The following is a 21517-nucleotide window of genomic DNA, read 5'->3' as shown; positions in this document are numbered from 1 at the left end:
AGACATGGCAGTCAAGCGAATGGACAACATCCTGATCGTTGTCGATGACCTGGAAGCGGTGAAAGCATTCTTCGTCGAACTCGGTCTGGAGCTCGAAGGCCAGACCACGGTCGAAGGGCCTTCCGTCGGCAGCCTCATAGGGCTTGGAGACGTTCGCGCCACCCTCGCGATGCTCCGGACTCCGGATGGGCAAGGAATCGAGCTGGACAAGTTCCACACGCCGGATGCGGTGAGGTTCGGCCCCGTGAATGCGCCGGTGAACACGCTGGGCCTTCGCCGCATCATGTTCGGCGTGGACGACATCGATGCCGTCGTTGACCGGATGCAGGCCCATGGCGCGGAGATCATCGGCCAGATGCAGTACGGGGAGTCGTACCGGCTCGCATATATTCGCGGGCCCGAGGGCATCATCGTCGGGCTTGCCGAGCAGCTCGGGTAAGAACCGGCTCGATCAGCAAGATATGCAACCCTGCGCGCGACCTCTGATAAAAGCACTCACGCATCATCTTCTTCGAGGGCCTAACTCGGCGCAGGACTTCTTGCCTGCAGAAAGCAGGCATTGCATCCGCTCATCCTCCACACCTACCGTATCGAGGTATGGACTCGTCCCCGTCGCACCGTCGGGGTAGGTCACCAGATAGCGGTGGCCCTCCTGAGGGTCGGCGCGAACCGTCATGGCCATGTCTTCGACAACTCTCACTTCCAGGGTCATGGTTCCAGATGCCGAGGGATCGAGGTTCGGCGGAAAGAAGAGTGACTTGGGCCGCAGCCGAAGTTCATTCTTCGAAGGATCGTCCTTCACAAGGATCACAGGGAAGTACGCGAACTCCGCCTTCACGTTCGGGGTGCGAATGGCATCCTTCGCGCTCCTGAAGTTGAACTCGTTTCCATGCGAGATCACTTCCCTGCCTTTGACCAGCCGATGGTTGCTGCGGTACTTGAATGAAGTTTCCAGCGATACAAGTTTCCACTGGCAAGCACCTCCTGCATCGATGGCGAAGCGCGCCTTGTAGGCGTTACCCGAGGCCTCCCTGACGAGCTCGACCTTCTCGAAGTTCAAGGCTCGCATCATGGCAGTGCCGCTTTGCGACTGGCCGCCAACGCCGTAGTGCGTCGCTTCCTTGCATTTCTCAGACGCGTACTGCAGCGTGACGGGCTGGGGCTCCACACCATCCGCAGCCTTCACGATCAGCGTCAGCCAGCGTGCATCCGCGGAGGGGCTTTGCGTGCGGTCTGCCTTTCGATCCAGGTCAGATGCCGATGTGCAGCCCGCCAGGAAAGAACAGATCACGAACAGGGGAATGCCAAGTCTCTTCTTCATGTGTCTCGTGTTGACTTCGTCGAAGCGGCCGGCGATCTTGATGAGCCGGCGCACTCCGGGTTGCCAACACTATAGGGCCGGCAGGCTGACCGGATGCCTGGCCCTCGGGACTTCAGAAGAGCTCAAGGCGCAAGCGTGAGCTTGAAGATCTGGTTGCCGTTCGATGCGCCCACGTAGATGGTCCCGTCGCCGGCAACGGCCACGCCGATCGGGAAGTTGAACGCCAAGGCCGTGCCGCTGCTGTCCCGCAGCGTGCTGATCTCACCCGATGGCGAGACCACGCGCGCGACGCCATCCCATGCCTGGGTCAGGAACACATTGTTGTTCGCGTCGACCGTCACGCCGTAGGAATAGCCGAGCTTGGCCGGCGTAGCGGAGGTGCCGTCGACCACGCCGGCGCCCGCATTGCCGTTGGCGCAATCGCCCAACAGCGTGCTCACCGTGGCGCTGGCCACGTCGATCTTGCGCAGGCAGGGGCTGTCGGTGTCCGTGTCGTACAGCGTGCTGCCATCGCGGCTGATCGCCAGGCCCTGCGGACGAGCCATCTGGGCGGCCGTGCCCACTCCGTCCAGGTAGGCCTGCGTGCCGTCGCCCGCAAGCGTGCTGGTGGTGCCGTCGGCCGCGACCTTGCGCACGCGCTTGTTCTCCGTGTCTGCCACGAACAGGTTGCCCGCGCTGTCCAGCGCAATGCTGGCGGGGTTGTGGAACAGCGGAGTGGCCGGGCTGTCGGCATAGCCGCTCGTGCTGTCGCCAACCCAGGTGCTGAAGGTCGTGGCGTTGGGGGCGATCTTGTTGATGCGGTGCTGGTCGCTCACGTACAGCGTGCCATCGGCTCCAAGCGCCAGGCCATACGGCGTATTCATGGTCGTGCCTGGTGTCACCTCTGTGCCGTTGCCGCTGGCCGTGTCGATTTTGTAGACCGAGCCATTGCCGCCCATGGCCACGTAGAGGTTCGCGCCGCTCGCATCCAGAAGCAGTTGATAGGGATGGTTGTAGCTCACACCCGTGGTCGCCAGCACGTTGGCGACCCATGGCTTGACCGTCAGCGTGGCGGCATGGCTGGTCACGCTGCCGTCTGCGCCCGTCACCCGTACGCGCAGTTGCTGGCCGCTGTCGGCCAGTTGATTCGCGGCAGTGGTGAAGCTGTCTCCAGTGGCCCCGGAGATATCCGTCCAGCTGGTGCCGCCATCGTCGCTGCGCTGCCACTGATAGGCCGTGGCGCGCACGGCTTGCACCTTCAACGTGGCGGACACACCCTGGCCAACAGTGGTATCCGATGGCTGCGTCGTGATGAAAGGTGTGGTGTCTTCCGGTGCGGGCGCAGGCGCCGGTGTTCCCTGCGAAGCGGGCGCGGGCGCGGGGGCCACAGCGAACCCGGGGAACCCGCCGCCTCCTCCCCCGCCACCGCCGCAGGCGGCCAGCAGGAGATTCGTCATGAGCAGCGCGGCAGGTGCACGCCATGCAGGGGAAACGGTACGAGTGGCAATCATGATGGGCCTTCCTTTTTTCAAGTGGAGTGAACGAGAAGGCCTTCACGTTAGGGAACGTAACTCCCGCAATCCAGTGTCGAAGGTCATCGGATTGCGCAGAAAAAAAGATGCTCAGGAGTGCATGGAAGTGTCCGTCGAATCGCGTCGCTTCAACGCTGAAAGGGCCTGCAGCAACCTCTCGGCGGCCACCGGCTTGAGCAGCACCTGCAACCCGGAGTCGCGCATCTGCTGTTGTCGTTGCGGTGCGGTTTCCCCGGTGATCAGCAGCACCTGCAGGCCGGGGCCGAAGCGCGCGCGCAATCGCTGCGCCACAGCCAGTCCGTCGGCACCATCGGCCAGGCGGACATCGCACAGCAGCACTTCGACAGGGGCACTGCCATGTGCGGCGTGCGACAGCACGGCCTCAGCCTCGGCTTCGCCAGCCACTGCATCGATGGTCACGCCATGGGCCTGCAAAAGCCCGGAGACGGCCTGGCGGATCGCGACTTCATCGTCGACGATCAGCACGCGATGCGGCAATGGCAAGGCAGCGCCCTGGCGCGCAGCGGATGGCGCGACACCCAAGGCCGACACCGCAGGAAGCACCAGGCGAAAGCGACTGCCGCGATGCAGGCGCGAACGCACCTGCAGCGGATGTGCCAGCAGGCGCGAGATACGCTGCACGATGGACAGGCCGATGCCCAGCCCTCGCGCCCGGTCGCGTCCCGGATTGCCCACCTGGTAGAACTCGTCGAAGATCCGGCCGAGGTGCTCGTCCGCAATTCCGATGCCGGTGTCGCAGATGTCGATCCACACCACCGGCCCTCGCGCACGGGCGGCCACCACCACGCCGCCGCGCTGCGTGTACTTGAGCGCGTTGTCGACGAGATTGGACAGCAGCCGCTGCAGCAGCTGCGGATCGCTCAGCACCCAGCACGGCGTGGCGCGCAAGCGAAGCTGCAGCTCCTTGTCGGCCGCCTGTGCCGCAAACACATTGTTGAGCGCGAGAAACAGTGGATTGAGCTCCACGGGCCGTATCTGCGGCGCCACCTCGCCGGCATCCAGCCGCGAGATGTCCAGCAGCGTGTCGAGCGAATCGCCGAGCGTTCCGACCGCATCCATCAGCCGCGCAGCGTGATCCCAATCCTCGCTGCCGCGAAGCTTCTTCTCGATGACGGCTCCGAACAGCGCGATGGCATGCATGGGCTGGCGCAGGTCGTGGCTCGCCGCAGCAAGAAAGCGCGTCTTCTCCTCGCTGGCGCGCTGCGTGGCTGCAATCTGGTGGCTCAGTTGCTCAGCCAGCGCCTCTTTCTCGAAGCGCATCGTCAATGAAGCGGTCAGCAACCGGTGATGCTGCAGCGCGAACATGATCATCACGCACATGTACAGCAGACAGCCGCAGGCCAGGAACAGGTGCGTGCTGTCGCCTCGCCAAGCCAGTGCCAGGGTAAGGCTGGCCATGCTGGGCACGATGAAGCGCGGGATGTTGCGCTTGAGAACCGCCAGCGACAGCGCTCCGCCCGCGCAGCCGCCCATCATCATGACGATGACCATGACCCAGAGCCCCAGGTTGCGCCCCGCCGGAACGCACAACCAAGGCGCAAGGCCCCAGACGCAGGAGCGCAGCAGCACATTGCGCGCATTGAAGCGCGCCCAGTACTCGGGGTGCTCCGCCGCATCGGGGCTGCGCTGATAGCGCCTGTAGGCGCGCCGCAGCGTCAGCGCCAGGTGCAGCGCCATCCACAGCAGGACTTGCCAGCGCCACGTGGCCAGGAACAGGCCGATGCCCAGCGATTGCGCCGTGAGGAAGTCCGCAAGATAGGCCGCAGGCGCGTTGGCATGGACCGCGGCCACCTGCTCGCGCAGCACCCGCTGGGCCAGCTCGGGCGGATGCAGGTCATTCATGCAGGCATCGCCACATCGAAGGCCGCATGACGCAAAGAGATCAGCTCACCGAAGGCTGCTGATGAGCTGGGCCCGCGAGCGCATGCCGAACAGCAACAGCAGGGTGGACACATGGTTCTTCACCGTGCCTTCGGTCAGATGCGACAGCTGCGCGATCTCCTTGTTCGACTTGCCGGACAGCACCCAGTCGAGGATCTCGACCTGACGCGCGTTGAGCTGCGGCTGCAACTCGGCTGGTACTGGTGTTGCGCAGATCGAGACCGCAGGCGCAGGCTGCGAGCCCGGCTGGGCGACCAGATCGTTGTCCCTCACATAGCGCAACACCTCGCCCAGATGACCGGTCTTGGGCAGGAAGGCCTGAGCCCCGAGCGCCATCACTCCCTGCATCAGCGCATGGCTGTCCTTGCCCGAAAGCACGACCACGCGCGATGCGGGAAAGGCGCGCCTGAAGCGCACCAGCGTATCCAGGCCCTGAGAATCGGGCAGATCGAGATCGAGCAGCACCAGGAGATGCGACGAGATATGGAACTCGTACAAGCGCAATGCGTCGGCGAGGCTGCGTGCCTCATGCACCGGCACGCTTGCGGTCTCGGCCAGCAGCAGCGCCCGAAGGCCCAGGCGCACCAGCTCGTGGTCGTCGACCACCAGGATGCCCCGCGCCGATATGGCGGCACCGGCCTCGCTACGCGGCGGTGCGGCATGCGAAGACAGTGATGCAGCGTTGGCCATGGTGCGGGCATCTTAGTTCTGATGTTTGCGAAGCTGAAATGACCAAAGTCATGAGGAACAGGGCGCTGTTGCTTGCTGCGGCGGCTGTTCTCTTGCCCTGGCGACGCATGAACTCTGCGGATCTGGCTGGCGATCAAGTTGATCTCCAACGGTTCGATACCAGCTTTCACAGAGGAGAGAAGCGTCAGAAGCATCGCTCTCGCCGACTCCAGATGCCTGACCACGATGCCGGACGTGCTCGCCCTTCCGGAGTTCGGTTGCCTCGCAAATAGGAAGGCATACGCAAGAAGACATATGCCTTCAGAACGCCTCGCTTCAGTAAGCATGGAGCACTCGCCCTGCAGACCTGATGCCTCGCGTGCGGGCCCGTGCTCCATGCCGCCGGATAAAATGCGGGACTGCTTCCCTGGCCAAGCCCCATCGGGCTCTGCGCCGCTGCTCCTCAACCACTTGCCAAACTCCTTGCATCCCACGGACTCGCCGATGAGAAAGGCTCTGCTGCGTCCATCAATCTGGGTAGGCATCAGCATGAGCCTTGCCGCGACGCTCGCCGGCGCAACGGCGGGGGTTCAGGTGGAAAAGATATCGCGAGACATGCCCGCAGGCGTCGCGCTCCCGGGGCCGGATGAAGTTGTCCCTGCAAGCGCCGCAGCCAGTACGCCCGCGGCAGAGGCCGCCTCGCTCGCCGAGCGAAGAATCCGTGCGGTTCGCGCTCAGTGGCCCATCGAGGATGAATCATTGCGTCGCGTGATCATGCACTGGGGCTCCACCGTGGGCGTAGAGGTCCGCTGGGACAGCACTCGCGACTACACCCTCACACCCGAGGTACGCGCCGGACATTTCAGCGGGTCGTTCAAGGATGCGTTGTTTCAGCTCGCGCAGAAGTATCAGATGCTCGATGCGCCGCTGCTGCTCGAGTTTTCGGAGGACGGCACCGTTCTTCGGGTGAGCGATCAGGAAAGGCCGCAGTAGGTCTTGCGCTCCTTTGAAGCGATGCATTGACGGCTCCGCGAGTGCGGCGTCGACATTTCTGCAACTACAGTCGGCCGCCTACGACGCCGAGCTTTCGCCTGCAGAGGGTGCGTGAGTTGCAAAGCTGTCTCAAGCTGAACTGGCGCTCTTCGATACGGCACTTCTCTCGCAAGTCTCCGGCGATTGAGAAAAGTCGCACGCGTGGCCGGAATGGCGATTTGTCGATGCGAGACCTCCCAAGCGATGTTCCCGACGCCTTCTTCGCGAAGCGGGTCGGGCTGCTTGTCGAATCCGGTCAACTTGAATCGCAGGGCGACCTTCGGCGGATGCGATTTGGCGAAGTACGGCGAACATCTGGGTGACGGCAGAATGCGGCCATGAGCTGACATCGCATCCCCACCTCATCTCTTTGCGGCATGGTTGGCTGGGTGTGAAGGCGGCGGCCCCTTCGCGCCCGTTTCGAGCCAAGCTATCTTTCGTTCGATGAAGGTGAGCATCGCCTGCAATTCCAGAGCCCTGCCACGCAACTTGTCGCGCTGCACGGTCAAGGCCTTGAGCATCCGGGCGTGTCCGCTTCCTGAACGCCGCTCCCCGATGAGCAGCTTGATCTCCTGGAGTGAGAGGCCCAGAGCCTGGCCCGCCTGGATGGCCGAGAGCAGGCGCAGGTCGGATTCGGTGAACTCCAGGTAAGGCCGCGACCCGCCGGCGGGCCCGGTACGCGGCGACAGCAGGCCTTCCCGCAGGTAGTGCCTGACGGTCGTCTGCCTCACTCCTGCGCGGCGCGCGAATTCAGTGATCCACATCTGTCGTGTACCCCGTCTTGACTATGCATCCAACTGCATAGTTATAACCTCGGTCATGAACCACCCGACGCCCATTCTTCTCCTCCCCGGTCTGATGAACGACGCCCGAATCTGGAGTCCGCTGACGACCGCCATCGCCGGAGAGCGCACGTTGCATGTCGCTCCTACGCAGCTGCATGACAGCATCGTCGAGTCGGCTCGCGATGCGATAGCGGCCATGCCAGCCGGATCATTCGCGGTCGCAGGGTTTTCGCTGGGTGGGTACGTCGCGCAGGAGGTTTGCCGCCAGGCGGGCGGCCGCATTGCCGGGCTGGGCCTCCTGGACACGGGCGCCCGAGCCGACACCGAGGAAGTGAAGCAGGCACGAGAGAGGATGATCCAAGCCGTGGACGGCGCCGAAGGCGCGGGCACTGCCACCTTCGTTCAGGTCGCTCAAGGGTTTGCCGCGCGAATCGTTCACGCATCGAGGCTGCAGGACCGGGAGTTGTTCCACCTGCTGCTCGACATGGCTTCCAACGTGGGGAGCAAGGGCTTTGTCCGGCAGCAACGGGCCGCAATGAACCGGGACGATACCCGTGACCTGCTGCCTCGCCTGCACGTTCCCGCCGTAGTGGTATGCGGGCGTGAGGACCAAATCACTCCCTTCAGCCTGAGCCAGGAGATGGCATCACTTCTGCCGGACGCCGAGCTTGTGGCAGTGGCCGAGGCGGGTCACATGTCGATCCTAGAGCAGCCTGCAACGGTCGTTGCGGCGCTGGTGCGTTGGCTGCGACGTGTCGACGCTGCAACCGCGCGCCACGGCGAAAGGCCGGCGTCGGCCTGAGAACGGCTGCGTTGGGCCCGTTCACGACAGCGGCGCGACCGGCTACATTCGGCCAACAGCAGCCCTTCAAACCCCAATCAGCATGCGTCCATAACCAGGCGTTCCAGATGACGATGTCACCGCATGACCAGCTCCGACCGCGTAGGGGATATCTACACGAGGTTTGGATTGATGAAGAAGGCCTTGAGACTTGTATCGCGCTCGGACCTGCCGGCGATGCAGCTAGACGCCTGCTCGGAAAGAGCACGTGTGTATGGGTTTTCTGGGCGAGATGTCATCTCGATGCGATGAACGTCTACTACGAATTTCTCGGCAGAGGAACGTACGAGAGCGACGAACCATGGGATCGAGAGGACTATCCGTCGGGGTGGTATGTCGAACAGCAAGCGTATCTCGCCACAATCTGCATGCTGCCAAGTGGCAAAGCCGAGTAGCGATGTCGCGGCGAATTGTGCCGGGTGGCGCGCCGATATAGGTGTGGCAGGATCCGGCCATAAGCCGTCACTCACAACAAGAGCGCTCATAGCGGACATAGACAATCAAGCGAGGTAACATGGGACATCAGAGCACTGTGTACGGGGTAATCGACTGCTTCAAAGGGCGACGTGGCAATGTTGACGCCGACTCGTTGAACCTCGCAGCCGTCGCGGGCCTACCCGAAACCGACGGATGGCCCTTTCTGGTGCGCGACATGTTCTCGGTATCGCAGAGCGATCGAGTAGCTATCGACTACACGTATCGGCTAATCCATTTCGCGGCTTCACTCAAGGAAGTTGAATTTGATTGGCCCGCATGGTTAGACAAGTTTGAGCAACTCCTTGCCCGCATTGATGGAATGGCCGCGAGAGTGCATCTGGACACGGTCTTGGTAGGAAGTCACTCTTATGACTGGGTGCGGGACACCGCCTCAATTGATGCGTGGCCGCCGAAATGGATCTTTCAAGGCGGCATACGTGACTTCGAAATCTAAGCCTCAAGGGGTCTGTCCCAGCGACATACCCCGGCCATAACCGAAAGATCGCATTCATCGACAGAATCCGGCCAAGAGCGGCCCTTCATGAGCGCGATTTGAAGGCTCAGTCGCAGAGTTGCGGTACGCCGCGGTGTACTAGCTGTGCGGGCTCAGAGACCGCCTCTAGGTGGAGGTGGATGTCTTGGTCATCACCGAGAATTCCACTCTCTGGAGGCGACGTGTACGCGGTGATCCGGTAGAACCCATCGGTCAATTGAATCACCTGTTCATCATCGCAGGCGGCGTCCCAGGACATCAGCTCGAACAGGTCTCGAATCTGAAGAATGCCATCACGTACCTCGATGCCCAGTCGAACCTTGTAGTCAGCCTGAACTAGCGCGGTTTCGTCAGGCGGGTCAGTACGCAGATGCAAACGCCATGCACCAGGAGAACCGGTGCAAAACGCGGCGATTCTCGATGAATTGACCAACTCGGCAACATCTGTCGGATTGCTGAACCTGCTGGTGAGAAAGTCCTCGCCTTGCGCGATGCTCGCAGTCGCCCACGGAGAGTGAAGAACGATGCCCATTCCCGAGGTCACGAGGCAGATGGTTTTGGGCAAGGTCTTTGGCATGGCAGTTCGATGATGCTGGCAGGCAAACTACTCTACTCGAACGGCAGCTTCTGGATCTAGCGACCGGCTGCTTCGGGCCCTTTGTACAGGCGACCTGTCCAGCTACATTCGGCCACAACCAGACACTCAGACCAACCGCCTAACTTGAAGGAACGCGATGGGGTATGACCTGAACTTGTGCGCCGTGAGCGATGCGCAGTTGGACCATTTGCGAGCCAACACGTCGCACACGCGCGATTTCCTTGATGGCCGGCGCCCCAAGATGACCTCGACTGAGAAGGTCGGCTCTTGGTTCTCGAAGCGCGAGGTGACGAAGGAGGTCGATGTCGATGTCGAGGTCGGCTGCGCCTGGCCGGAATCGGAGATCGCCTGCACGCATCTTTACTCAAGGGGCGGGCTCTATTTCGTCCTTAACGGAACGACTGCCCAGGTTGAAGGAGTCACGAACTTTCCCAACGTCGGGGGAAGGTACAGGGGAGAGATGCTCGGGCTCGCAGTCGAGCTTGGCGAAGTAGGGCTTGGACATGCGCACGGGTTTCGGGCGGCGCAGGTAGCCGAGCTCAGAGCAGCATTGCGCGGCTTGGATGTGGTCACAGTCGAGGCACGGGCGCACGCCTACGCCGCTGAGATGGGGAGTGACGAACAAGAACTCGTGCAGGATGCGGTTGCAGACGTCAGGGCCTTGAATGAGTTTCTCGACCGCGCTTGCGGCGCTCACCTCGGCATGATGTGGTTCTGGGCGTAGAGCGCCTTGCGGCCAGTAGCGGACATTTCCAGTCGACGCAGAATTCGACGAGGAGCAGACATTCATGACCGTAAAAGCGTGCGACGTCGAGGAGTTTCAAAAGTATCTGGAGCATTGGAGCGGCGGCGCGGTGTCCCTGAATTCGTACCGCGATGACCACGACCGACTGATTCTGCGCCTCGAACATCCAACTGCGTCTGAGGAACCTGTGGGACTCTCGCTCTTCTACTGCACCTACCTGGCCGGCCCTGTTAGATGGGAGCAGTCTGCCCTGACCATAAAGACGTGCAGTCGGCAGCACGGGGCGCGCGGCTTCGAACTGTCCGATGCGACCGCCGGCTTTGTCGTTCGCTGTGCCAGCGCCAGCCTGTACGGTGAGCCCGAAATCGTGCTGCCTGAGCAACCGTAGACCACCCACTTTCCGCCAGATGCAGTCGCTTTTCAGCAGAGCTCAGTTTCTTGATTCAACAAAGGGGCGGGAAAAATGCAGACTCCGAAGAGTCGGTCGATGTGGGGAAGACTCATCAAACGCCTCAAACTGGCGCTACTTTGGAGCGGGTCAAAGACTGACTGAGCCCGACCAGAAGCCGTCATCCGGCCGTCTGGGCCAAATCGCCACGTAGCGACGTTTGGCCACGGCCATGCAGAATTCGACCACCTTTGCGCTTTAAGCAATAAATCCGCATGACATTGACTAGTTTGCTCGGCAAAAAGCTAAAAGACGAAGAGATTCTTCAACTCATGGAGGACTATCAGGTCGGCGATGTCGTATATGGCTTCGACCGCCTACGCGAGGGCACCGAGGACGAGTACTGGGCCGAAACGAAGATGTCCGGATTTGCGGTCCGATTTGACCAGCACCAAGTGCTGAAGACGGTCTTCTGCTATGCGTCGTCAATTGACGGGTTCACCCCCATCTCAACAAGCGACGTTGGGGTACCCTTTTTTGGTTCTTTTGAGGATGCAGAGGGTGCAGCCAAGGCCGCGGGAGTTCGTCATTCCACTGGGCATGTTGACGATGCTCTCCTGGGCATCAAGTCATCTTGGGTCCGACATGAGCGCCCTGAAGCCTGGGTGCACTACGAGTTCCGTGATGGTGAACTTGCCCTGGTCACGCTTTCATGCCCAAGGCCGTAATTCGGCCAAAACCAGACCTACGCAGGCTGAGGCAAACCGACCATGCTGAGCATCAACAGATACCTGCCAAGGCGTCCGATCGGCCTCGCGCTTCTCCTGCTATGCGCGACACCAGCGTGGTGCATATCGCCTGCGAGGTATTTCATCGAGGCGAGATTCATTCCGGGAACGCTTCATTTTCAAGCAGGTCAAGAAGCGAAAATTGAGAGCGAATCGAAAGATATAAAACAGCCGACCGCAAAACCCAAATGCGTTCTCGATATGTCCGTCCAAGTCACTGCAAGCTCTCGACACGCAGGCACATCCGACGACAGCGAGCACGCCCTCGCACTGGCGCGTGGAGAAGTATTTAAAAGCGCGGTCGAAAAGTCCGGTGTTCAAGGCGCCGCACTTGCGCGAACTTATGTGAGTTTCACCAAAAGCGACTCTGATGTGGACACTGCGGTATTCACCGTAATGTATGCACCATCGAGCCGGTACTCGACCGGCGGTATCGAGATCATTCATGAGCTTGAAGACTGCTGGAGACGCTGACAGGGCTGGGACGTTCTTAGCGGCCGCTTCGGCCCCCAAGCTGCCGCCCAACGCTCCAGCACCCTGTCGACATCAACCGCCCCCAGAAGCAAGCCCCCGAGCCCCCCGCCTGCTCTCCCGAACCAGAACCATCACCCCCGAAATCAGAAAGTACACGGCCCCGACCGCCGCGTACCCCACGATGGTCTGAAGCACTGGCGCACCGCTCCCCTGTTGCGCCACAAAGAACCCACCAGCGAGCGCCGACTGCGCCCCGCTCAGCATCATCACCCACTGCCCTCCGTTGTCCTTGCGGCGACGAATGGCCGTAGCCAGTTGCAGCAGCCCTGCAACGATCGCCCAGATCCCGAAGATCGCCAACGCGATCTGCAGCTTGAACACCAGAGAGCCCGCAACCGCCAGCGTGACGAGTGCGCTGATCCAGATGTTGAGCAATTGCGTGGCATTGGCCTTCGCACCGCCAGTCATCCTCACATCCAGCAGATTCGCAAACGCATCCCATGCGGGGTAGACGATCAGCAGCACGGTCGCCAGTGCGGGCGATTGCTTCGCGACGGTGAAGACCGCCGCGACCCACGCGAACGAGAAGGCGGCACGGACGAGGTAGTACTTGCGCAACCAGGTGGCTCGCTGGGATTCGGTTTTCAAGGGGTCGGACATGATGAGGAATGAAAAGGAGAAAAGATCGCCGTCTATCGAGTGAACGGCACGGACGCACCCATTCTTTTCCCTCCCCGCCGCACGCGGTATCCGTCGGATGACCGACAGAGCCCCGAAAAACTGTGCGATGCTGGGTGCCCGCCGCCGCGATTCCCTTCTGCCCCCATGTCCGACGACACGACGACCATCACCGTTTTCGACGCGGTCCGCGCGCTGGCCTTCATCGGCGACCTGAGCATGGGCCAGCCGACGGACCACTCGCTGCGCACGGCCTGGCTGGCCGGGAAGATCGCCGCCGAGGCCGGGTGCGAGGCGTCGCAGGTCGAGGCCGTGCGGCATGTCGCGCTGTTGCGCTGGTCGGGCTGCACAGCCAATGCGCAGGAGTTCGCGGATTTCCTCGAAGACGATGTACAGGGCCGGCAAGCGCTGCTCGCATCGCGGGCACCCCGCATGCGCCAGCCGCACATCAGCGGGCCGGTGCCCGATGCCGTGCTGGCCATGGCCGACATCCATTGCGAGATTGCCGGCGACATCGCGAACACGTTGGGGCTGAGCCGCGAGACCGAAGCCGCGCTGCGCACGGTGTTCGAGGCTTACGACGGCAGCGGCGTGCCCGGCGTGCTTCAGGGCGAAGACGTTCCGCTTGCGACCTACGTGGTGGCGCTGGCGAGCGATCTGGAAATCTTCGGGCGTCTCTACGGAATCGATGAAGCGCTCACTGTGGCGCGCGGACGTGCGGACAGTCTCTACCCGGCCTTCCTCGTCGATGCGAGCATGCCCTTCGCCCCGGCATGGATGAAGGAGCTGGATTCCCCCGCCGCGCCATGGACCGAGCCCGCGGAGCAGCCCGCATCGATGCTGCGACGCATGGGCCTGGAACTGGTCGGCGATGTGATCGACCTCAAGCTGCCGTGGATGACGGGCTACTCGCGCCGCGTGGCCAGCCTGGCGCGCGATTGCGGCGCACAACTCGGTCTGGACGAGGCCGCATGCCACCGCACGTACAAGGCCGGCCTGATCCACGGCATCGGTCGGGCGGCGGTTCCCAACGCGATCTGGAATGCACCCGAGCCGCTGCCGGCGTCGTCGCTGGAGCGCGTGCGGCTCGTGCCCTACTGGACTTCGCGCGCCGCCGGGCAGATCGACGGTCTCGCAGCCGAAGCGGAGATCGCATCCTTCGCCTTCGAGCGGCGTGACGGCTCGGGCCACTTCCGCGGCCGCTCGGGCTCGGCGATGCCGCTGGAGGGGCAGATCGTCGCCGCGGCCGAGCAGTGGCAATCGCACCGCACCCGACGTCCATGGCGGCCGGAACTCACGCAGGCACAGGCGCTCGACTGCATGAAGGAAGACGCCAAGGCAGGCCGCTTCGATCAGGAAGTCGTCACGGCGCTGCTCGCATGCGTTCAGCCGGGCAGCGTTTCAAAGCCCGTTGTGCCGGCACAGGCCGATGCGTCCCTTTCCCAGCGCGAACTCGAAGTCCTGCGTTGCATCAGCCAGGGCCACAACACGAAGGAAGTGGCCCGTGTGCTGGGCATCAGCCCGAGCACGGTGCGCACTCATGTCGAGCGCGTGTTCCAGAAGCTCGGATGCACGACCCGTGCGGCCGCGACGCTGAAAGCCGCGACCAGGGGACTCATCTAGCAGCAACGGCGGCACGCAACGACCGCAGCGTGCCCTCGGCCGCCTCGATGCGCCGGCGCAGTTCGTCGTTGACGACGCGCACCAGCGCGCTGAGTTCGGAGCGGCTGGAGCAGACCTCCTCCGCATCGTTCACGCGCTGCGGGCAGATGAGCCTTTCGAGGCCGGCGTAGGCGTGCCGCACTTCGTGCAGGCTATCGATGTCATCGCAGGCCTGCAGCGCAAGCGATTCGACGCCGGTGGATTCTTGAGAGTCGGGGAATGAAGAGACACGCGCGGACGCGCGAGCGGATGCAGCCATCGATGGCCTCCAAGAGGTGCGGTTTGTGGAAACCACCGCTCCCGAGTCCAAGCGAGGGCGGCAGCTCGACGGGTTGGACTACCGGGCACCTCTTGCGAGAACCGGCCGGGCTTGCGCCCGCCCGTCGAGCCGCCAAAAAAAGGAGGCACGAATGACGAAGCCGCAGACCCTGCGGGAGTGACTGCGGCTTGCGTCGCAGAGGTGATTCGGGAGTCCAAGCCCGGTCACGCCTTTTGTTGACGTGACGGGGCGCAGTATAGCTACGGAGGTATTCATCACATCGCCCCCAAACCAGCGATGTCCCTACACCCGACGGCCTCATCCCGGAAGCTGGAACAATCCGTCCACCATGGACGGTCTGGATCTCATCAAAACATTTCGCGAAGTCGCCTTCCGGCGCAGCTTTTCCCGCGCGGCGATCTCGCTGGGCATGTCCAAGGCCACCGTGAGCCGCTACGTGGCCGAGCTCGAAGCCCGCAGCGGCGTACGGCTGCTCAACCGCTCGACCCGCTCCCTGAGCCTCACCGACGCCGGGCAGGTGCTGCTGGAACGCAGCACGCAGTTGGTCACGATGGCCGAGAACACGCTCAACGACCTGCAGGCGCATGGCTCGCATCCGCGCGGGCGGCTGCGCATGAGCGCGCCGCACGGATTGATCGCCGGCTGGCTCTCCGACGTGATCGCGGGCTTCATCAAGCTCTACCCCGACGTGTACGTGAGCCTGGTGTTCACCAACGACGACCTCGACCTGATCGAGGAAGGCATCGACATCCACCTGACCGGCGGGCGCATCGACGACATGAACCTGATCGTGCGCCGCCTCGTGCAGTTCGACATGGTGGTGTGCGCGGCGCCTTCCTACTGGGCGCAGCGCGGCATGCCGCAGGTGCCCGAAGACCTGAGCCGCCACGACGTGCTGAGCTTCTCGGCCAAGCAGACGACCAACCTGCCCTTCGAGACCGACGGCGAGCCGTACGAGGTGCCGGTGCACAGCCGCATGGAAGCCAACGATGCCGTCGCGCTGATCGAACTGGCGCTGCGCGGCGTGGGCGTGGCCTACGTGCCGGAGCCGCTGGCGCAGTCGCACCTGGAGCGCGGCGCCCTGGTGCCGGTGCTGCGCGACCACATGCCGCGCGAGCACTGGCTGTACGCAGCCTACTCGCAGCGCCGCCACAACAGCGCCGCGATGCGCGCGATGCTCGACTACCTCGAGCAGTCGATGGACGCGCTCACCGAAGGCCCTGCCCTGCCGCCTCCGATGCCCGTGACGGTGGCACCGCCGCCACCGGTCACATGCGCCCTTTCCAAGGCACAAGGCGCCGCTCGAGCCACCGCATCAGCAGGTCGAAAAGATAGGCCACCACGCCAATGACGACGATGCCCATGATCACGATGTCGGTGCGCAGGAAGTTCGACGCGTTCAGCACCATCTGACCCAGCCCCATGTTGGCCGCCACCATCTCGGCGGCCACCAGCGTGGTCCAGCCGAAGCCGATGGCGATGCGCATGCCCACCAGGATGTCTGGCAGCGCCGAGGGCAGGATCACGTGGCGGATCACCTGCATGTAGCTCGCACCCATCGAGTAAGCCGCGTTGATCTGCTCCTGCGAGGCGCTGCGCATGCCCGAGCGCGCGGCCAGCGCCAGCGGCGCGAAGCAGCTCAGAAAGATCAGCAGCACCTTCGGCAGCTCGTCGATGCCGAACCAGATGATGATGAGCGGCAGGTACGCCAGCGGCGGCAGCGGCCTGTAGAACTCCAGCGGCGGATCGAAGATGCCGCGCCAGAAGCGGCTCATGCCCATCGCGATGCCCACCGGAATGGCCGTGGCGCAGGCCAGCAGGAAGGCCGAGAACACACGGAACATGCTCGCCAGGAAGTGCTGCCACAGCGGCTTGTCGTTGGCCTGGCCGGTGAGGTATTCGTAGAACTGCTGGAACACCGCCTGCGGCGTGGGCAGGAAGAGCGGCTTCACCCAGCCCATGTTCGTGACGAGGAACCACAGCGCCACCAGCGCGATCACCGTGACGATGCTGATCGTCAGGCTGGAGCCCTCGCCCGGCACCTTGAAGGAGCTGGTCTTGAGCTTGGCGCCCGTTGCCGGTGGTGCTGCAGGCGTCGGCGATGCGGCGGGCTTGGAAGGTGTTGGCGTCATGGCGACGGGGGATGCGATCGACACCTCAGGCATGTGCAACCTCGCGATGATGAATGATCGACAAGACTTCTTCACGCATGCGGATGAAATCGGGCTCCGACTTCACCTTGCGCGAATCGCCGTGCGAGAGGTACTGGCGCGAGAACGGCACATCGTCATACACGTGCGAGATGCGCCCCGGGCTCGGGCTCATCACGATCAGCCGGGTGGCGAGGAACAGCGCCTCCTCCACCGAGTGGGTGATGAAGAACACCATCTTGTTCGACTTCGACCAGGCTTGGAGAAGAATCTCCTGCACCTGCTCGCGCGTGAACGCATCGAGCGCGCCCATGGGCTCGTCCATCAGCAGCACGGCCGGGTCGCTCGCCAGTGCGCGCGCAATGCCCACGCGCTGCTGCATGCCGCCGGAGAGCTCGTACACCGCGCGATCGGCGTACTTCTGCAGGCCGACGAGATTCAGCTTCTCTTCGGCAATGCGGTCGCGCTCCGCCTTGCCCATGCCGCCCAGCCGAAGGCCCAGCGCCACGTTGTCGCGCACGTTGAGCCAGGGCATCAGCGCGTGCTTCTGGAACACCACGCCGCGGTCGGCACCGGGGCCGGCCACCGGCTTGCCGTCGAGCAGGATCTCGCCGGTCGAGGGCGGCAGGAAGCCCGCGATGCTGTTGAGCAGCGTCGTCTTGCCGCAGCCCGAGGCGCCGAGCGCGACGACGAAGTCGCCGTCGTGCATGGTGAGGTTCACGGGCGCCAGCGCCTGAAGCGTGCCGCCCTTGACCGCGTAGTTGACCGTCAGGTCGCGAATGTCGAGCGTGGGCATGTGGTGCCGCTCCGGTTCACTTGCCCATGGCCTTTTCGACGTACGCCGTCGTCACGTAGGCGCTGTAGTCGGGCTTCACCTCCTGCACCCGGCCCTGCTCCTTGAGGAACACGGCCGTGTTCGCCATCGCCTTGGCTGCGCCGCCACCCAGCCACGTGGGCGAGACCTGCTCGGCCATGGTCGGGAACGAATAGAGCGCCATCGCCGGGCCCACGTCCTTCGGGTCGGCCTTGGTCCACTTGGCCATGGCTTTTGTCTGCGGCGAATCGGGTGTCCAGCTCTTGCCCGTGGCCTTGTATTCCTCGTTCGCGCGGTTGAGCGCCTTCACGAACGCGACCATGAAAGCCTCGTTGGCGGCTGCCCACCTGGCGTTCACCACGATGCCCTCGAAGGTGGGCGCGCCGCGCTTGCCGATGCTGCCCGACGTGGCGATGGTCTTGCCCGTGCCCTTGATCTTGGAGAGCACCGGATCCCAGATGAAGGTCGCGTCGATGTCGCCGCGCTCCCATGCGGCCGCGATCTCCGGCGGGCGCATGTTCATCACGTTCACGCTCTTGGCATCGACACCGTCCATCTTCATGCCGGCCATCAGCTGGTAGTGCGCGGTCGACACGAAGGGCGTCGCCACCTTCTTGCCGGCCAGGTCCTTCATGCTGTTGATGCCCGACGCGTTGCGGGCAATGAGCGCCTCGGCGTTCGCGATGTCGGCCGAGATCCAGAACAGCTTGATGTCCTGTCCCTGGCTGGCCGCGGCGGTCAGCGGGCTGGAGCCGGTTTCACCCATCTGCACGTCGCCTGAAGCCATCGCGCGGATCACGTCGCCGCCGCCGGAGAACATGCGCCAGTTGATCTTGTAGCCCGTGGCTTTCTCGACCTCGCCGGATTCCATGACCAGGCGCAGTGGGACAAGCATGTCCTGGTGGGCGAAGGTGACTTCCTTGGCCTGCTGGGCGTAAGCCGTGCCGCACAGGGCTGACAGCGTGGCGGCGAGAACGGCGAACTGGAGGGGGAGACGGCGGGACATGGTCATCTGGTTGCTCCGGTGGGTGAATTGAATCTCGCCGGACTTTGCACCCATCGCGAGCAGCCAGGAAGTACCAGCGACTGTGTCGGCATGGAGCCAGTCGGTGAGTGAATACCCTTGTTGTGGTGCGTTCTGCACGGGGGAGGTGCGCTCTGTTTTCTTGTTTTTGGTGAGTTTGCTTCCCGGGGCCGGGTCTCGGCCCGGCGGCCGACCTACTTTTCTTTGCTTCGCCAAAGAAACGTAGGCAAAAGAAAGGCGACCCTACTGTCTGCGTCCCTTCGCTTCGCTACGGGCAACCTGCGGTGCTCGACGTAGCCAGAAGGGAGCGATCCGCGCCATCGCTTTGCTCGGCTTCTGAGCAGCCTTGGACTGGCCTTCGCTTTGCTCGGCCGGGGCTTCAGGTTCAGAGGCTCTCAATAAAGCAGCAGCGCGCGCCTCAAGCAACTTCAACGCCTTCAGTCCGGGCCCTCAATCCCATTCCAAGCCCAGCAGGCGCAAAGCGCCTGCTGGGCACCCGCGGCCGAGCGTAGCGATGGCCCGCGTGTCCCCAATCCCCTCTGGCTGCGCCGAGGAGCGCAGCGTTTCGCGGATCAGGGCTCGCCCTTGTCTGAGCGAAGCGAGTTTGGGCGAGACCCCGCGAAACGCGAGCACCGCAGGTTGCCCCGTAGCGCAGCGAAGGGGTCGCAGACAGTGGGGTCGCCTTTTCTTTGCCTACTTTCTTTTGGCGACGCAAAAGAAAGTAGGTCGCCCGCCGGGGCGAGTCCCGGCCTCGGGAAGCAAACCAACTCAGTGAGTAAACCCGCCAAGAGATCGAACTTCACCCCGAGCCAACGCCAACTCCCCCACAGCCAAAGCCAACGCCCGAATCCCCGCCGGAATCTGAGCAGCCGCAATAGAAGAAAGCCTCAACCGAAAGAACGGACAAGGATAAGGAGGCCGAGCAAAGAACACATCCCCCGCCTCGATCAACACCCCATGGCTTCGAGCCATCAACGCCAACTCAGTCGCATCCACCCAAGTAGGCGCCTGCACCCATATGGAAGCCCCTCCGGAAGGCAGCCGAAACTCGAAATCAGGCAAGTGCTCCCGCAACGCCTGCGCCGCAATGGCCAGCCGCTCCTGCATCGCGTGATTGACGCGCCGTGCATGCGACTCGTGGTGTCCGAGCGAAAGAAACAGCGCATAGGCATGCTGCAGAAAGGCACTCGGATGCCGCACCATCGCATGCCGGATCACCCGCAGCTCCTTGATGAGCGCCCGAGGCGCCACGATGAACCCCAGCCGCAACGCAGGCGAAAGGCTCTTAGAAACAGACCCCACGTAAATCACCCGCCCCGTCTTGTCCAGGCTCTTGAGCGCAGGCATCGGCGTACCTTCATAAAGGTTCTCCGCCTCGTAGTCATCCTCGATGATCACGAAGTCCTGCAGCTCCGCCTTGCGCAACAGCCACTGCCGCCGCTCCAGGCTCAGCGTGGCGGTCGTCGGGCTCTGATGCGAGGGCGTGACGAACAGATAGTCGGCAGCAGGCAGCGCATCGACCACAAGCCCGTCTTCATCCACATCGACCTCCACCCACTTCGGCTGCCGCAATGAAAAGCTATTGCGCGCATGCGGGTGCCCCGGCTCCTCCAGCCCCACGCGGGTCTGTTCGTCGAAGAGCGCCTCGGCCAGCAGGTAGTAAGCGTGCTGCGCGCCCATGGTCACGAGGATCTCTTCCTTCAGCGCGAACACGCCGCGCTTGGGCAGCAGGCGCGTGCGGATCTGCTCGATCAGGTCGGGGACGTCGTCGGTTTCGAAGTCGGGCGTCCAGTGGGGCAGCTGCGAGCGCGCCAGGCTGCGCGCGCAGCATTCGCGGAAGTCTTCGGTGGGGAACAGCTGCGGATCGTAGTTGCCGTAGACGAACGGATACGGGTAGTCGCGCCACCGGTCGGGCTTGGAAAGCGTGGGTTTGTCGACCAGCGAGCGCAGTACACGGCCCGACCAGTCCGGCGGCTGGCTGGCCTGGCCGCTGCGGCCCACAAGCGGTTCGGCGGGCGCCGCGGTGAGAGGGCGCGCGCCGTGCGCCACGAACACGCCGCTGCGCGGGCGCGCCTCCAGAAAGCCTTCGTCGATCAGCTGCAGGTAAGCCGAGGTGACGGTGTTGCGGCTCAGCCCCAGCAGCGCGGCAAGTTCGCGCGACGAGGGCAGCGGCGCGCCGGGCGCCAGGTGTTCTTCGAGGATGGCCTGCACCACGCTGGCGCGCAGGCGGGCCTGCAGGGGCAGCGCCGGCTGGTCGGGCAGCGCGAAGAGCTGCGCCCATTGGGTTGCTCGCGGATTCGGGGGCATGGTGCGCCGCAGTTTAGGGCAGGCATGCCGATCCGTGGCGCATCCGTGGCGTTCTGGCTCGGTCGAATCTCCGCAACTGGCCCTATCGCGCCGGCACCCCGCTGCCTACTCTTGCCTCCATCGAACTCCCCAGCCTCAGTGCAACCGCCATGCCTTCTTCTTCCGCCACGCCCGCAGTGACCACCGACACCCTCGCCGCCTTCAGCGATGCCTGGAACCGCCACGACATCGACGCGCTGATGAGCTTCATGACGCCCGACTGCATCTTCCAGACCGCCGCCGGCCCTGATGCCTGCGGCACGCGCCACGTCGGCACCGATGCGGTGCGCACGGCCTTCGCCGCGGCCTGGGCCACGGTGCCGGACGCGCAATGGAAAAACGGCGTGCACTTCGTGCATGGCGACTTCGGCACATCGCAGTGGACCTTCACCGGCACGGCCGCCGACGGCAGCCGCATCGAGACCGACGGCATCGACGTCTTCACCTTCAAGGACGGAAAGATCCACCTGAAGAACGTGTTCCGCAAGGCGCGGCCCAACCTGCCTGCCGCGAAGTGAACCGTTCTACAGCTCTCTTCT

General features: G+C 63.5%; 23 protein-coding genes. 11 read left to right on the top strand and 12 right to left on the bottom strand.

Features of this window, described 5'->3' with window-relative positions; translation table 11 throughout:
- Positions 1–4 precede the first annotated feature (4 nt).
- Entirely contained in the window at positions 5–439 is a 435-nt protein-coding gene (locus EJP67_RS25010; protein WP_126024431.1) for a VOC family protein, read from the top strand.
- A gap of 63 nt (positions 440–502) precedes the next feature.
- On the opposite strand, the gene EJP67_RS25005 is transcribed toward EJP67_RS25010, so the two are convergent.
- The 4 genes from EJP67_RS25005 to EJP67_RS24990 all read right to left on the bottom strand — a co-directional run bounded on the left by EJP67_RS25005 (position 503) and on the right by EJP67_RS24990 (position 5424).
- Positions 503–1321 carry a hypothetical protein gene (locus EJP67_RS25005; RefSeq protein WP_126024430.1) on the bottom strand — a complete coding sequence of 273 codons (819 nt, stop codon included), beginning with the start codon at positions 1319–1321 and terminating at the stop codon, positions 503–505.
- Between the two features lie 122 nt (positions 1322–1443).
- On the bottom strand, positions 1444–2574 hold the full coding sequence (locus tag EJP67_RS25000) for an NHL repeat-containing protein (protein ID WP_165909696.1): 1131 nt from the start codon (positions 2572–2574) through the stop codon (positions 1444–1446).
- A 348-nt stretch (positions 2575–2922) separates the two neighbouring features.
- Complete coding sequence (locus EJP67_RS24995) at positions 2923–4695, bottom strand: ATP-binding response regulator (RefSeq protein WP_126024426.1); 1773 nt, start codon at positions 4693–4695, stop codon at positions 2923–2925.
- 45 nt (positions 4696–4740) lie between these two features.
- A complete protein-coding gene (locus tag EJP67_RS24990; protein ID WP_126024425.1) occupies positions 4741–5424 on the bottom strand; it encodes a response regulator transcription factor in 684 nt (227 codons plus the stop codon).
- Between the two features lie 483 nt (positions 5425–5907).
- Between EJP67_RS24990 and EJP67_RS24985 the strand changes: the two genes are divergently transcribed.
- A complete protein-coding gene (locus EJP67_RS24985; RefSeq protein WP_165909695.1) occupies positions 5908–6396 on the top strand; it encodes a TcpQ domain-containing protein in 489 nt (162 codons plus the stop codon).
- A 401-nt stretch (positions 6397–6797) separates the two neighbouring features.
- On the opposite strand, the gene EJP67_RS24980 is transcribed toward EJP67_RS24985, so the two are convergent.
- Entirely contained in the window at positions 6798–7199 is a 402-nt protein-coding gene (locus tag EJP67_RS24980; protein ID WP_126024422.1) for a helix-turn-helix domain-containing protein, read from the bottom strand.
- Positions 7200–7254: 55 nt separating this feature from the next.
- On the opposite strand from EJP67_RS24980, the gene EJP67_RS24975 reads away from it, so the two are divergent.
- Positions 7255–8022, top strand: coding sequence for an alpha/beta fold hydrolase (locus EJP67_RS24975; RefSeq protein ID WP_126024421.1), 768 nt, complete (start codon positions 7255–7257; stop codon positions 8020–8022).
- Positions 8023–8575: 553 nt separating this feature from the next.
- Positions 8576–8992, top strand: a complete 417-nt coding sequence (locus EJP67_RS24965; protein ID WP_126024417.1) for a hypothetical protein — start codon at positions 8576–8578, stop codon at positions 8990–8992.
- 106 nt (positions 8993–9098) lie between these two features.
- Here the strand turns inward: EJP67_RS24965 and EJP67_RS24960 are convergent, their stop codons facing one another.
- Positions 9099–9608, bottom strand: a complete 510-nt coding sequence (locus tag EJP67_RS24960) for a hypothetical protein (RefSeq protein ID WP_126024416.1) — start codon at positions 9606–9608, stop codon at positions 9099–9101.
- A 184-nt stretch (positions 9609–9792) separates the two neighbouring features.
- Here EJP67_RS24960 and EJP67_RS24955 point away from each other — a divergent pair, with 184 nt between their 5' ends.
- From EJP67_RS24955 to EJP67_RS24940, 4 genes are all read left to right on the top strand, one after another.
- On the top strand, positions 9793–10353 hold the full coding sequence (locus tag EJP67_RS24955; protein WP_126024415.1) for a hypothetical protein: 561 nt from the start codon (positions 9793–9795) through the stop codon (positions 10351–10353).
- Positions 10354–10417: 64 nt separating this feature from the next.
- Complete coding sequence (locus tag EJP67_RS24950; RefSeq protein WP_126024413.1) at positions 10418–10762, top strand: hypothetical protein; 345 nt, start codon at positions 10418–10420, stop codon at positions 10760–10762.
- A gap of 275 nt (positions 10763–11037) precedes the next feature.
- On the top strand, positions 11038–11490 hold the full coding sequence (locus EJP67_RS24945) for a hypothetical protein (protein WP_126024412.1): 453 nt from the start codon (positions 11038–11040) through the stop codon (positions 11488–11490).
- Positions 11491–11532: 42 nt separating this feature from the next.
- The gene (locus EJP67_RS24940) at positions 11533–12024 is read left to right on the top strand and encodes a hypothetical protein (protein ID WP_126024410.1); all 492 of its coding nucleotides are present in this window, start codon (positions 11533–11535) and stop codon (positions 12022–12024) included.
- A 72-nt stretch (positions 12025–12096) separates the two neighbouring features.
- Here EJP67_RS24940 and EJP67_RS24935 read toward each other — a convergent pair whose 3' ends face one another.
- The gene (locus tag EJP67_RS24935; protein WP_126024408.1) at positions 12097–12684 is read right to left on the bottom strand and encodes a DUF308 domain-containing protein; all 588 of its coding nucleotides are present in this window, start codon (positions 12682–12684) and stop codon (positions 12097–12099) included.
- Between the two features lie 165 nt (positions 12685–12849).
- Between EJP67_RS24935 and EJP67_RS24930 the strand changes: the two genes are divergently transcribed.
- Entirely contained in the window at positions 12850–14325 is a 1476-nt protein-coding gene (locus EJP67_RS24930) for an HD domain-containing phosphohydrolase (RefSeq protein WP_126024406.1), read from the top strand.
- On the opposite strand, the gene EJP67_RS34000 is transcribed toward EJP67_RS24930, so the two are convergent.
- Positions 14318–14623, bottom strand: a complete 306-nt coding sequence (locus EJP67_RS34000) for a hypothetical protein (RefSeq protein ID WP_240650777.1) — start codon at positions 14621–14623, stop codon at positions 14318–14320. The two genes, EJP67_RS24930 and EJP67_RS34000, sit on opposite strands and share 8 nt — an antisense overlap.
- 349 nt (positions 14624–14972) lie before the next feature.
- Between EJP67_RS34000 and EJP67_RS24920 the strand changes: the two genes are divergently transcribed.
- The gene (locus EJP67_RS24920; RefSeq protein WP_126024404.1) at positions 14973–15995 is read left to right on the top strand and encodes a LysR family transcriptional regulator; all 1023 of its coding nucleotides are present in this window, start codon (positions 14973–14975) and stop codon (positions 15993–15995) included.
- On the opposite strand, the gene EJP67_RS24915 is transcribed toward EJP67_RS24920, so the two are convergent.
- From EJP67_RS24915 to pdxR, 4 genes are all read right to left on the bottom strand, one after another.
- Positions 15913–16809, bottom strand: coding sequence for an ABC transporter permease subunit (locus EJP67_RS24915; protein WP_126024402.1), 897 nt, complete (start codon positions 16807–16809; stop codon positions 15913–15915). The genes EJP67_RS24920 and EJP67_RS24915 overlap by 83 nt on opposite strands.
- Positions 16802–17590, bottom strand: a complete 789-nt coding sequence (locus EJP67_RS24910; protein WP_126024400.1) for a taurine ABC transporter ATP-binding protein — start codon at positions 17588–17590, stop codon at positions 16802–16804. Before EJP67_RS24910 ends, EJP67_RS24915 begins: the two co-directional genes overlap by 8 nt.
- A gap of 16 nt (positions 17591–17606) precedes the next feature.
- Complete coding sequence (tauA, locus tag EJP67_RS24905; RefSeq protein ID WP_126024398.1) at positions 17607–18620, bottom strand: taurine ABC transporter substrate-binding protein; 1014 nt, start codon at positions 18618–18620, stop codon at positions 17607–17609.
- A 780-nt stretch (positions 18621–19400) separates the two neighbouring features.
- Complete coding sequence (pdxR, locus tag EJP67_RS24895; RefSeq protein ID WP_126024396.1) at positions 19401–20939, bottom strand: MocR-like pyridoxine biosynthesis transcription factor PdxR; 1539 nt, start codon at positions 20937–20939, stop codon at positions 19401–19403.
- A 149-nt stretch (positions 20940–21088) separates the two neighbouring features.
- Between pdxR and EJP67_RS24890 the strand changes: the two genes are divergently transcribed.
- A complete protein-coding gene (locus tag EJP67_RS24890; protein ID WP_126024395.1) occupies positions 21089–21496 on the top strand; it encodes a nuclear transport factor 2 family protein in 408 nt (135 codons plus the stop codon).
- Positions 21497–21517 lie beyond the last annotated feature (21 nt).

Origin of the sequence: Variovorax guangxiensis (assembly GCF_003952165.1) — a bacterium.
GTDB classification, from domain to species: domain Bacteria; phylum Pseudomonadota; class Gammaproteobacteria; order Burkholderiales; family Burkholderiaceae_C; genus Variovorax; species Variovorax guangxiensis.
The sequence above is the reverse complement of the archived record's forward strand: the minus strand, read 5'-3'. Positions and strand labels throughout refer to the sequence as shown.